The sequence below is a fragment of the Methylobacterium crusticola genome (genome assembly GCF_003574465.1).
GTDB classification, from domain to species: Bacteria; Pseudomonadota; Alphaproteobacteria; order Rhizobiales; family Beijerinckiaceae; genus Methylobacterium; species Methylobacterium crusticola.
Map to the genome: position 1 here is coordinate 1 of NZ_QOWC01000247.1, position 10,794 is coordinate 10,794.

The window sequence follows — 10,794 nt, forward strand, 5'->3', positions numbered from 1 at the left end:
GGCGCTCGGCATTGCCGGGCTGCTCGCGCTTGAACGCCCACGTGTTGAAGGACTTGAGCACCTGCTCCGCATGGCCGGCCCCCTTCTGACGGGTCGGGGACGTGCGATGCTCTTGCTCCCGGCGAGCGACGCGCGGCTGAGCGAGCCCGCCTTCCCCGATCGTCCTCGTGGAACCAGATCTCGATTCACGGATGCAGGCGAGCGCTGACGTGTCGGACATACGCAACTCTGATGCAGGTTAAGCTTCGATTAACCTATGCGCTTGTGAGAGCACGGCAACCAGATTCACGGCGTCATCGTGTAAACAGATCATTCATGATTAACAGAACAAACTGTCCGGATAAGTTCTCCGGGCACTTGCACGAGGAAGCCCGAGGGGACGCGGCGCGGGCCTTCCTCTGTCGCGCCATATCGTGCGAGCAGCCGCCGCAACGGCAGGATTGCTGCGGGCTCATGGCCGGTCAGGCGACCTCGGCTCCGCGACAGGCCAGTGCCGCGCCCAGCCGCGTCGCCGGGCGGTCTCGCCCGCGGCGCCCGGCCTCGTACAGCGCCCCGTCAGCCGCCGCGAAGCACTGGCTTCAGCCCGTGCCGGCATCGCGCGTCGTGATGCCGGCAGAGCGGCCTTCAGCCGGAGCGGGCCAGGAACAGCCGTCGTGGCGGCGCGGGCCGACGCTGCCGGGAGGTGCTCAGCCTCCGGCCAGGCGACGTTCGATCCAGTCCTGCGCCTCGCCCAGATCACTGAACGTAGGCTGGAGGGGATCATCAACCCGGCCGAACCCCGCCTCCAGGAACCACAGCCCGGCATCCTCACCGTGATCATCCGAGAGGCGCACCAGCACGGCGACCAGGAAGCCGTCGGCGAAGACCAACTGGCTCTCCGTGTCGGCGCTGCCCGTGGCAACCTGCACCGGCTGGAAGTGAAGACTCATGCCGCCTGCTGCTCCAGGTGGAGATACGTCGGATCGAATTCACACAGCCTGGTGAACTCCTCCCAATCATGGATCTGCAAGGTATTGCGCATGAGGGTGATCAGCCCCTTTTCGCGCAAATCCTTCAGCACGCGGTTGACGTGCACGTTCGTCATCCCAAGCGCGTCAGCAATGTCCGACTGCGTGACCGGCAGCTTGTAGATGTGGTCCTCAGCCAGCCCGACAGCCTGGAGTTTCAGGTACATCTCGCAGAACTGGTGGGCGATCGCCTGAGTGGCGCTGCGCCGCCCCATGCCGACCATCCACTCGCGGAAGATGGCCGCGTCCACGAGCGTGTCGCGCCAGAAGGCGGCCGCGATCCGGGGAAAGCGCGCCGTCAGCTCGTGCAGGCCGTGATGCGGGATGAGTGCGACGGTCGCCGGCGTCAGGGTGCTGACGCTGTGATCCATCACGCTCAGGTGCAGGCTCTGCAGGTCGGGGATGTCGCCCGGAATATGGAACGAGAAGATCTGGCGCTTGCCCGTCTTGAGGAGCTTGTAGCGGCAGGCCCAGCCCTCCAGGATCAGGCAGCACTGCGAGGGGCGGTCCTGGTCGCGCACGAGGTCCTGGCCCGCCTTCATGGGCCTGACCGTGACCGACAGGCCCTCGATCGCGCGCCGCTCCTCATCGAACAGCGGGGCGATGCTCTCCAGCTTGCGGATAAGCACGTCGATGGAGTGGTTGGGAGCTGAAACCATGGCTGCCTCACCGTGCATTGCAGGTGGAAGCGCACGGCTCTCCCGGTCATCAGCACCTGTTTCGGGAACGCTGATAATTGCTCAAACTAGGGCCTGTGTTGGCTTCAACAACTAACCCAGATCAATCTTTTCGGACTTTCTTTCTCGGGAACGGCTGCCCGACGCAATGTCGTAAGTCGCCCTATGGAACCGAGTTCGAACTCTCCCGCAAGCTATCGGACGATCGCAAGCACACGACCGTGACGCTCTCAGGTCCGGACTGGTCCAACCACCTCCCGCAGGGCCTCGCGGGCTGGCGGCTCGTCTGCCATGATCGATGCGGCGCAGGCGGGCCTGGAGGCCAGCCGGGCGGTCGGGTGCCGGAGCGGCTGACGACACATTGGCGCTGCCGTCCTGGCGCTGCGGGCCCGGGCAGCCCAGCCCGGTCACTCGGACAGCAGGTGAACCCGCTCGATCTGCATCGAGACCGTGGCCGTCAGGAGCCGCTGACCGGCCCGGTCCCGAACGCCGATCGCGATTTCGCGGACCCTCCCCGTCGGGAAGCGATCCTTACTGAGCTCGGCGGCCGCCAGCACGGCTTCACGCTCGGCAGCGTCGAGGTCGGCGTACTCCGACCCCTCATCATCCGCGATGAATTCCGGCCCCTCGCAAATGTCGAAGTAGAAACGCGGCATCGCTCAAGCCCAAGGATTCAGCAGCTCTAAAATGTACTAGTGAGCCGTCTGATGAACGCGCCATAACACATGTTATGTTGCCTTCGCCTAAATCCACGACGTGCCTCTGGCTGATGCAGAGGGACTAGACCACACTGGCAGGCGGGCCATCCCTCAGCGACGAGACCGGACCTGAGGTCGGCTGCGTGCTCCCGTCCGACGTCCCCTGGCCGGCGCCGAGGCGGCACCGGCGCCCGGTCCGGTCGCCTCGACACCGGCCCGACGAACGCTGGTGTCGCCGGGTGGCAGCCAACACGGGACCCGGTGAGCCGAGCGAGGCGGAAGCCTCCGCCATCATCGGCCGCCGGCTCCCCGGAGAGCGCCCGGCACGGCTCGAGGTCGGTTCGCCTTCGCACATTGCAGCCCTTGAAGCGCACGGGATCTCCCGCCCTCTCCTTGAACCGCCCTCGTCACGCAAGCCTGGCGCCTGGAGCCGGCTTCGAGGTCGCCTTCCCGTACCCCTGGTGGCCTTCGCGGGTGGGGCTTTACGGAGCGGCGTCCCTGGCCTCCCTGATGACGTCTGGCAGCTTGTACGCGCCATCGAGGACCTGTTGCGTCGGTACGTACGCACGAACGATGAGGGCGAACTGCCCCTCGGGCGCGGGCAGCCAGTTGGCGCGCGCCTCGGCATCGGCCGGCTGCGCGCGCGAGAGGGTGAGGGTGAGCGCGCCGTCGGGGGCGAACCTCAGCTCGTTGGCATCGAGATTGACGGTGCCGATGTTGGTGCGGCCGTTCGGCGGGTCCGGCAGCATGAAGTAATCCTTGTCGTACATCGTCAGCGACCAGAACCCGCCGCGCGTGCGATCCATCGGCGGCAGCGCCTCCTTCGGGAAGGTCATCGTGTAGACGTGACGGCCGTCGAGCAGGGAACCCTTGGCGTCGGTTCCCCTGATGAAGTACGTCGCCTCCCGGTAGTCGTTGACGTAGATGTAGATGACGGTGGCTTGGGCGCGGCTGAACCAGTCGGTACCCCAGTGTCCCGCCCCCATCTGGCGCTGCCAGCCGTTGCCGGTATCGACGCCCACCTGGACGTAGGTGCTGCTCGCATGCAGGGCCGCGTCGGCGGCCAGCGCAGCCCGGTCGAGCAGGGCCCTGTAGCCCGGATCGGTCTGGCGCAGGGCGATCAGGGTCCGGGCCTGGTCCGCCATGGCGGCGTCGCTCGGGCCGACGGCCGGGTTCGCGGCCAGCATCTTCGCCAGATCGTCCCAGAAGGTCTTCGGGTTGACCCACTGGGGCCGGCTGGCGTCCGGGTCGGCCGCGATCATCCGCGCCGTCACGCCCGGAGGGTAGACGGCGTTGCGGGCCGCCGCCCGGCAGTCGATCTTGCGCGGACCGGGCTGGTCCTTGCTGAGGGGATACATCCCGATCTGGTCGAGCACGGCGATGGCCCTGGCCTTCGCCTCCGGCGTGCGCGCCGCAAAGCTCCGCGGGAAGACACCGGCGGTGTTCGTCGGCATGCGCAGGACGCCGAGGAAGCCGCTCGGCTTCTCGCCCGTCCAGGTCGGCCCGACCAGCAGGAACTTGCCGCCCGGCGTCGCCGAGGCCGAACCGAGCTGGTGGACGACGTTCGTGAAGATGTCGACGATCTGGATGGTCCAGTAATGACCCTGAGGCACCTCGGCTGGCGTCTGGATGACCGCCGGCTCGACGGCGAGATTGGCGAAGCCGGCCCCGTAGATGGTGTCGTTGTTCGGCGTGACGACCCAGCGCTGCGCCGGCGACATGTAGTCCGCGAGGCATCCCGTCGTGTTCATCGGCGCGCCGGGCAGGAGCCCGAGCATGGTGCCGGGCTTGTCCCGCATGATCTCCCACATGTTGGTGCGGCCGAAGCCATCGACGGCGGGATAGCCCCAGTAGTAGACGACGCGGGCGAGCGCCTCGACGTAGTTCTCGTTGGCGAGCAGGGCGGGGACGCCGGCCGAGCGGGCGAGATCGGCATGGGCCGGCGACAAGGCCCGCGCCGGATAGGGAACTTGCGGTTGGGACCCGGCGGGCGAGGCCATGTCCGGTTGCGCCCTGGCGGCCGTCCCGGTCGCCACCCTCTCCACATCCGGCAGCGTCCACGCCTTGTCGAACAGGGCCTTCGTCGGCGCATAGAGGCGGAACATCAGCTCGAACCGGCGGGACGGATCGGTCGGGATCCAGTTGGCCTCCTTGCCGGCCGGCGCCTGGGGCCCGAGGTAGAGGTCGACGGAGCCGTCGGGGTTCTTCTGGACCTCGGCATTGTTCGATGCGCGGCTCGCGCGACCCATGTTCCTGATGAGCGCATGGGTCTGGCGGTCGTAGGCGGTCACCGACCAGTACTGCTCGACAGGCGCGTTCGGCGGCACGGTCAGGCGGTAGGTATTGCCACCCTCGTAGCTGTTCCCGTCCTTGTCCCGGATGTTGATCAGGTAGAACTGGCCCGCGCCCAGGCGCTTGATGCCGATATAGGCGTAGCTGTAGGCGAGGCCGCGCGCGTCGACCGGATAGCGGTCGGGCTCGGCGAAGTCCGCCTGCGCGGCCCGGATGAGTTCGGGAGGCGCCGGCAAGGTCCAGTGCGTGCCCTCGAAGAATGGTGGCAGGCCCGCAGCGTATCTCGCCTCGAGCCACGCCTGTGCCTCGCGCACGCCGGTCGTGAGCGCCTGCTTCGCCTCGGCGTCGGGGGCGAAGGGCCGGCCCTTCTCGATGCCGATCGCCCGCAGCTGATCGATCATGGCCCGGTCGCGGGCGAGCCACGGCTCGGCCTGCACGATCCGGTCGAGCCCCTCGAAGAAGCGCTCGTCGTACCGGATCGTCGCGTCGAACACGGTGTCCCCGACATCGGTGAACCGGGTCGGGGGCGGATCGGCGGCCTGGGAGAGCGGGTAGATCCGGATCCGCTTGCCGTAGGCCACCGACCTGGCGACGTCGGCATCGGCGTGGCTGGCGAGGTTCGAGCGGAACAGGCCGTAGCTGCCGTGCGTGCCCGGTCGCAGGGCGACATAGCCCGGCGGGACCTGGCCGGAGAAGTCGGGCGGCACCATCAGGAGCTTGACGCCCTTGCCGGCGTCGACCCCGAGGAGGCCCGCATCCTCGAGCGGTTGCTGCCAGATGTTGACGACGTTGGCGTTCAGGGATCCGCCGTCGTCCGCCGGCGGCACCTCGATCACGATGGGACCGACGTCCTTCGTGTTGAGGAACGCCATGAGGTAGAGCGTGTCCGGGTTGGGGGTCAGGGTCTGATTGTGCCAGTCGAGCGGGCGGCCCCAGTAGATCACCTGGTTCACCTTGCCGGCCGTCTTGGTCAGCATCTCCTGAAGCATGAGGTCGTAGTTGACGACCGGCATCCCCCAGACGACCGCCTCGGCCGCGCGGCGCTCGACCACGCGGCGAGCCAGCTCTCGCGGGGATGCGTCCTGCGCGCAGGCCGCGAAGGCGAGACAGGCCGCGGCAAGTGCTGCGAGAACGGTCCTCTTCATGGCAAGCTCCCTGTCGGGCGCTGACGCGCTCAGAACGGGTTGACGTAGTTCAGGATCGCGGTCTGCCGCAGCACGACCTTCCGGATCACGTGCGCAGCCTGGACGTGCTCGGTATAGACGGCGGCCGTGCCCGTGCTCCCGGCGGGCAGGCGCCGGGCCGTGCCCTGGTCGTCGAGCTTGAACCGAACCACGAAGGGCGCGGCCTGGATTTCGGGAGGAGCCACCGCGAGGCCGCCCGGCTGTGCCTGTCCGGTCGCGATGGCCTGCAGCACCGCCTCGACGCGGCCGGCGAAGACGGTGCCCGGGAAGGCTTTGAACGTGACCTCGACCGGCTGCCCGGGCTCGATGTAGCGGGCGTTGATCTGCGGGATCTCCGCGCCCAGGATCGTCTCGGAGGTGTCGATGAAGGCCATCACGGGGGATTGCGCCGTGACACGCGCGCCCTTCCGCAGCGTCACGTTCGTCACGTAGCCGGCGGCCGGGGCCAGCACGGTCGTCTTGGTGAGGCTCCACTTGGCGGCGTCGCGCTGAGCCTTCAGCTGGTCGACCTCGGCCTGGCGCTGCTCGACGTCGAAGGCGCGGCCGGTTCCCCGTCCCTGCAGCTCGGACATCTGGGCAAGGCGCAGTTCCGCGAACGTGAGCTGGGCCTCGATGGCCTCGACCTGAGCCTGGTAGGTGGTCGGGTCGATGCGGAACAGGACCTCGCCTTCCCCGACCGGCGTGTTCGCCAGGACGGGCACCTCCACGACCTCGCCGGCGACGGACGGGATGATCTGGACCGAGTTGCGGATGACCGCCGCCGGGCCGGACGGGGCCCCCCAGCCCATCGGGATGAACAGCCCGACGAGCAGCACGACGAGGACGAGGGCAGGCGAGAGCTTCCAGAACAGGGTGAAGGGGATGAACCGGAGCCAGACGAACAGGACCAGGAGGGCGACGTAGCTGTTGAGCAGGAAGACGATCACCGAGGCGTCTCCCGCTGGGGCGGGGCATCGACGTAGGCCCAGGTCAGGATGAGCGGCCAGAACACGAAGCCGCAGATCAGCGTGGCCCAGCTGCCGACGGCGACCGCCTGGGCCCAGGGGTGGCCGCGCCGGCGCGCGATGCGGCCCGGCATCACCCCGAGCGCCACGAAGGCCGCGACGAGGGTCGCGACCACGACCAGCAGGACGAGCCAAGCGAAGACATCAATGAACGACATCGCTACCGCCTTCCGGGTCGTGTGGAGGCCTGGCCTGCTCCGGGTCCTCTACGGTCTCGCGGCGAGAGACCGCGGTTCGGAGGATGGCGTCGGCGGGACGCCCAGCGGGAACGAGACCTGCAGGAAGCCGATGGTGCCCTGGAAGCGGTTCTCGACCTCGACTTCGCGCAGCACCTTCACGCGGGCGGAGACCGGGATCTCCCCGACCGGGACCGTCAGGCCGATCGTCCCGCCCACCGCCGTGACCCGCCCCTTGAAGGGCCCGAGCCGTGCCCCCGTCCCGCTGTCGCCCGTGATCTGCTGGTAATGGGACGCGATGACGCCGACCGACAATTCCCGGGTCAGGTACTTCGTGGCCGAGACGTCGAGGTGGAACTCGTCCCCGGTCTCGTACCGGGTCGCCGGGTTCCGGCCATTCAGCGTGAGGCCAGCCACGACCGAGAGGTCCATGCCGAGGGTCGGGTCGAGATAGCTCAGGCCGGCCGAGAAGTCGCCGACGTACCGGTTGAGGGCGACGTTCGAGAGCTGCCCGGGCTCGTAGGCACCCGCCGGGATGCTGAGCGCCGAGGCAAGCTTCCAGTGCCAGTTGCCGGCATGCCAGCCGATCGAACTCGACAGGATGGGATCACCGGCGTTGAAGGTCGCGTCGCGCACGCTCGCGCCCACCGGGCGGCCGAGTGCCTGGTTGATGAGTGGCCCGTTGAGGAGCACGCCCGCCTGCACGGCCGGTTCGCCGAAAGGGAGGACGAGGCCGAAGGCCACGTTGCCGCCCAGGATCGGGGTCGGCACGACCCACAACCCGGTCACGAAGTCGGCGACGAGGTTCACCTTGGCGTCGGCGATGACGTTGCCGCCGAGCTGGGTGCTGCGTCCGCCACCGATCCTGGCGTTATAGAAGTAGGTGGTGCTGTCGAAGTAAGTGCCGGGCGGCGGCAGGATGCCTCCATTGGGCACCGGCTGCCCCGGGATCCAGAAGCTGAGGCCACCTTCGGCTGCCTGTGCCGCTGGAAGAGCAGCCGTTATTCCGCCGATAAGTAGACAGCCGACGAGACGGCGAACGCCGGGTCCCATGCCGGTCTCCCCCCTGATCTACTTAAAATGCAGGCCTCACGGTCTTATGCAACCTGTGGACATAAAATCCTCCAGGCACAGATTTGTAAACCCCGCGCTCCGGGTTCGCAGGAGAATATCACGTGAGACACGGGAAACGGTCCGGCACCCAGGACGGAGCGAGCCCGACATCGCCGGCCGGTCACTGCTGGCGACCTCGCCCAGCGGGTCCTCACCGACGCGACGCCGTTGCTGACGCACCTCATCCAGGATGAGCTGGAAGGCCTCGCTGCGCACCCGGTCACCCAGGAAGCCGTCGCCGTCACGCAGAGCGAGATTGTAGCTGCCGATCCGCAGATCCGTGACGACGGCGACGCCATGCTGGCGAGACATCTCGGGCTAGAGCAGCATCCGATCACGCTGCGATCGGCCGCTGCTCCAGGTTTTTGAGTCTGCCGCATGTTCTGCGGCGAACCGGTGTCCACTTCGCCGGACCATGCTCTAGAACTCGCCCAGGATGCTGGCCTTGCGCCACGCCCAGACCTGGCCCGGTGCGACACCCACGGTGGTGGGATCACCCGTACTCGTCGCCCGCGTGCTCATGCTCATCGCCCGCGTGCTCCTGCGCGCGAGCGGTCCGGCCGGACCCGAGGCGGCCTCCGCCGCCGCGGCGTCCCGGTCCGGTATCGCGGCGTGACGGCGTGACGGCGCGGCGGTCGCGCGTCACCTCGATCTCCCGGCCGGCCGTCAAGGCAGCCGCCTCCATGCTCATCCGCGCCCGGGACCACGCCGGCGCGCGCCGGCCGGGCCCGCCGGGTCGCTCGGCGTCACCGGCTCGCGCAGCCATCGCTGCTCCCGCACCCGGGTCCCGGTCGCCGTTCAAGAGCGGGGCGGGCGCGTGGGCGGGTGGCGCAGCACCTCGGCGATCGCCTCGCGGGATTTGCCGCGCACCTCGTAGCCCATGGCCTCGAACTGCTCGATCAACGGCGGGCTCTCCTCGGCCGAGCACGCCGCCCAGAGCGCGAGCTGCGCGTTCATGGTGGCGAGCTGCTGGACGGATCGATCGCTGGTCTGGGAACCAGGTGGGTGATCTGCCATCGCGAGCTCCGTTCCCCATCGGGCCGTGCCGATCTCAAGCCCCGCCGGACGCCGGCTGTGACCGGGCCGGGTGGCGGCGAGACCGCTCTCCTGCCCATACATCGTCTGATCTCGGCGCAGGTCAAGTTATCGAAGCCGGCTAAGCACAATCACGGACAGTCACATTGTCTGACATCACACCCCCGAGGAGTTCCGTCATGAAAATTTCATGAAACTCTCTGGGATTAAACTTTGTTGTGTGCTCGCAGTTCACACAATCCTGGAACACATTTTCATGCGTATCGCTATCATCGCTGCCAGCGGCGTGCTCTCCATGTTTCTGGCGAGCGCGACATCTTATGCTCAGTCGGCCGAGATCCCCGCCGCATCGAACATCGTGTCCTGCCGCCCCTTCAACAACACCGGCGAGGCCACGCGGATCTCGAGCCTGAACGACGTCTGTCCGCAACACGCGTTCTTCCGCGAGGACTGCCAGCGCGACGTGATGACGAATGGCGCGGATCCCAAGTTGTACTCCGCTCATTGTCTGAATGTCGAGGAATTCCGCAACTTCTCCTTCAAGTAAGTCGCGCGATCCGCTTCCTCAGCTTCTCATCGCGGCCATCATCTGGAACTTCGGCACCTGGGCGTTCGGGCTGCCGAACTCCTCCTCGCACGCCTTGATCGGCTCGGTGATCGGGGTGGGCCTCGCCAACCAGATCATGGCTCCCGCCGGCCAGGCGACCCCTGGCGTCGAGGGGAGCCAGGCCGCGGGCGTGTTTCGCGCCCTGCTGCTCTCCCCGGTGCTGGGCTTCGTGCTCTCGGCCGCCCTGCTCCTGCTGATGAAGGTGCTGGTGCGCCGCAAGGACCTCTACGAAGCCCCCCGACGGTCACCACCCGCCGCCGCTCTGGATCCGGGCCCTGCTGATCCTGACCTGCACCGGCGTCTCCTTCGCCCACGGCGGCAACGACGGCCAGAAGGGCATGGGGCTGATCCTGATCGGTGCTGGTCCCACGGCCTACGCCCTCAACCGCACCATGGAGGCCTCGGCCACGCCCGGCTTCGTGCAGACCTCGCAGCAGGCCCCCGGCATCTTCCAGGGGCGTGCGGCCGGGGGAACGACGGCACCCGCTTCATCCCGGACGGGGTCAAGGTGTCGGTCGCGGTGGCGCTCGGGCTGGGGACGATGGTGGGCTGGAAGCGCATCGTGGTCACGGCGGGCGAGAAGATCGGCAAGCAGCACCTCACCTGCGCCCAGGGCGCCTCGGCCGAACTGGTGGCGGCGAGCACGATCGGGCTGGCCGAGGTCTACGGCCTTCCGGTCTCGACCACCCACATCCTGTCGAGCGGGGTGGCCGGCACCATGGCGGCCAACAGCTCGGGGCTGCAGTGGGCAACCGTGCGCAACATGGCGGCGGCCTGGGTGCTGACGCTGCCGGCCGCGATCCTGATCTCGGGCAGCTTGTACTTCCTGTTCCGGCACCTGTTCTGAGGCGCCGCGCGAGGTGCGAGGCCCCTCCCGGGCAGGCTCGTCTCGCCCCCGACCCGCGGCGCGGGCCGATCGCTCGCGGCAGTGATGGCGGAGAGGCCTGAACGGCAAGGCGCGCGGGATCGATCCGATCACGAACTCGCTCGGCGGGTCAGCC

At 68.1% G+C, this 10,794-nt stretch carries 11 protein-coding genes and 2 pseudogenes; 3 read left to right on the forward strand and 10 right to left on the reverse strand.

Annotated features, from left to right (window positions below; translation table 11 throughout):
• The 9 genes and pseudogenes from DT057_RS36270 to DT057_RS31955 form a co-directional block, all read right to left on the reverse strand.
• On the reverse strand, positions 1 to 220 hold a 220-nt coding region (locus tag DT057_RS36270; protein WP_203236434.1), incomplete at its 3' end, for a hypothetical protein.
• Positions 221 to 686: 466 nt separating this feature from the next.
• Positions 687 to 929: a hypothetical protein gene (locus tag DT057_RS31920; protein WP_128566064.1), complete on the reverse strand. Its 243-nt coding sequence runs from the start codon at positions 927 to 929 to the stop codon at positions 687 to 689.
• Positions 926 to 1,666: a Crp/Fnr family transcriptional regulator gene (locus DT057_RS31925; protein ID WP_128566065.1), complete on the reverse strand. Its 741-nt coding sequence runs from the start codon at positions 1,664 to 1,666 to the stop codon at positions 926 to 928. The genes DT057_RS31920 and DT057_RS31925 overlap by 4 nt, the downstream gene beginning before the upstream one ends.
• 425 nt (positions 1,667 to 2,091) lie before the next feature.
• On the reverse strand, positions 2,092 to 2,340 hold the full coding sequence (locus tag DT057_RS31930; RefSeq protein WP_128566066.1) for a DUF6894 family protein: 249 nt from the start codon (positions 2,338 to 2,340) through the stop codon (positions 2,092 to 2,094).
• 524 nt (positions 2,341 to 2,864) lie between these two features.
• The gene (locus DT057_RS37610; RefSeq protein WP_128566073.1) at positions 2,865 to 4,382 is read right to left on the reverse strand and encodes a DUF1254 domain-containing protein; all 1,518 of its coding nucleotides are present in this window, start codon (positions 4,380 to 4,382) and stop codon (positions 2,865 to 2,867) included.
• Between the two features lie 33 nt (positions 4,383 to 4,415).
• Positions 4,416 to 5,819, reverse strand: a pseudogene (locus tag DT057_RS37615) (DUF1254 domain-containing protein); the annotation flags it as partial.
• Between the two features lie 29 nt (positions 5,820 to 5,848).
• On the reverse strand, positions 5,849 to 6,784 hold the full coding sequence (locus DT057_RS31945; RefSeq protein ID WP_128566067.1) for an HlyD family secretion protein: 936 nt from the start codon (positions 6,782 to 6,784) through the stop codon (positions 5,849 to 5,851).
• Positions 6,781 to 7,020: a DUF3302 domain-containing protein gene (locus DT057_RS31950; protein WP_128566068.1), complete on the reverse strand. Its 240-nt coding sequence runs from the start codon at positions 7,018 to 7,020 to the stop codon at positions 6,781 to 6,783. The genes DT057_RS31945 and DT057_RS31950 overlap by 4 nt, the downstream gene beginning before the upstream one ends.
• Positions 7,021 to 7,068: 48 nt before the next feature.
• Complete coding sequence (locus tag DT057_RS31955) at positions 7,069 to 7,974, reverse strand: SphA family protein (RefSeq protein ID WP_238314096.1); 906 nt, start codon at positions 7,972 to 7,974, stop codon at positions 7,069 to 7,071.
• A 345-nt stretch (positions 7,975 to 8,319) separates the two neighbouring features.
• Here DT057_RS31955 and DT057_RS31960 point away from each other — a divergent pair, with 345 nt between their 5' ends.
• Positions 8,320 to 8,520: a hypothetical protein gene (locus tag DT057_RS31960; protein WP_128566070.1), complete on the forward strand. Its 201-nt coding sequence runs from the start codon at positions 8,320 to 8,322 to the stop codon at positions 8,518 to 8,520.
• 429 nt (positions 8,521 to 8,949) lie between these two features.
• On the opposite strand, the gene DT057_RS31965 is transcribed toward DT057_RS31960, so the two are convergent.
• Positions 8,950 to 9,168: a hypothetical protein gene (locus DT057_RS31965; protein ID WP_128566071.1), complete on the reverse strand. Its 219-nt coding sequence runs from the start codon at positions 9,166 to 9,168 to the stop codon at positions 8,950 to 8,952.
• Between the two features lie 274 nt (positions 9,169 to 9,442).
• Between DT057_RS31965 and DT057_RS31970 the strand changes: the two genes are divergently transcribed.
• Positions 9,443 to 9,733 (forward strand): hypothetical protein, encoded by a 291-nt coding sequence (locus DT057_RS31970; protein WP_128566072.1) that lies wholly within the window; start codon positions 9,443 to 9,445, stop codon positions 9,731 to 9,733.
• A 34-nt stretch (positions 9,734 to 9,767) separates the two neighbouring features.
• A pseudogene (locus DT057_RS31975) lies at positions 9,768 to 10,640 on the forward strand (inorganic phosphate transporter); the annotation flags it as partial.
• Positions 10,641 to 10,794 lie beyond the last annotated feature (154 nt).

What these genes read in the sequence shown, in the direction of transcription:
- DT057_RS31925 (WP_128566065.1), bottom strand. Translation starts at nt 1,666, where the DNA reads ATGGTTTCAGCTCCCAACCACTCCATCGACGTGCTTATCCGCAAGCTG.
- DT057_RS31965 (WP_128566071.1), bottom strand. Translation starts at nt 9,168, where the DNA reads ATGGCAGATCACCCACCTGGTTCCCAGACCAGCGATCGATCCGTCCAG.
- DT057_RS31920 (WP_128566064.1), bottom strand. Translation starts at nt 929, where the DNA reads ATGAGTCTTCACTTCCAGCCGGTGCAGGTTGCCACGGGCAGCGCCGAC.
- DT057_RS37610 (WP_128566073.1), bottom strand. Translation starts at nt 4,382, where the DNA reads ATGGCCTCGCCCGCCGGGTCCCAACCGCAAGTTCCCTATCCGGCGCGG.
- DT057_RS31950 (WP_128566068.1), bottom strand. Translation starts at nt 7,020, where the DNA reads ATGTCGTTCATTGATGTCTTCGCTTGGCTCGTCCTGCTGGTCGTGGTC.
- DT057_RS31970 (WP_128566072.1), top strand. Translation starts at nt 9,443, where the DNA reads ATGCGTATCGCTATCATCGCTGCCAGCGGCGTGCTCTCCATGTTTCTG.
- DT057_RS31930 (WP_128566066.1), bottom strand. Translation starts at nt 2,340, where the DNA reads ATGCCGCGTTTCTACTTCGACATTTGCGAGGGGCCGGAATTCATCGCG.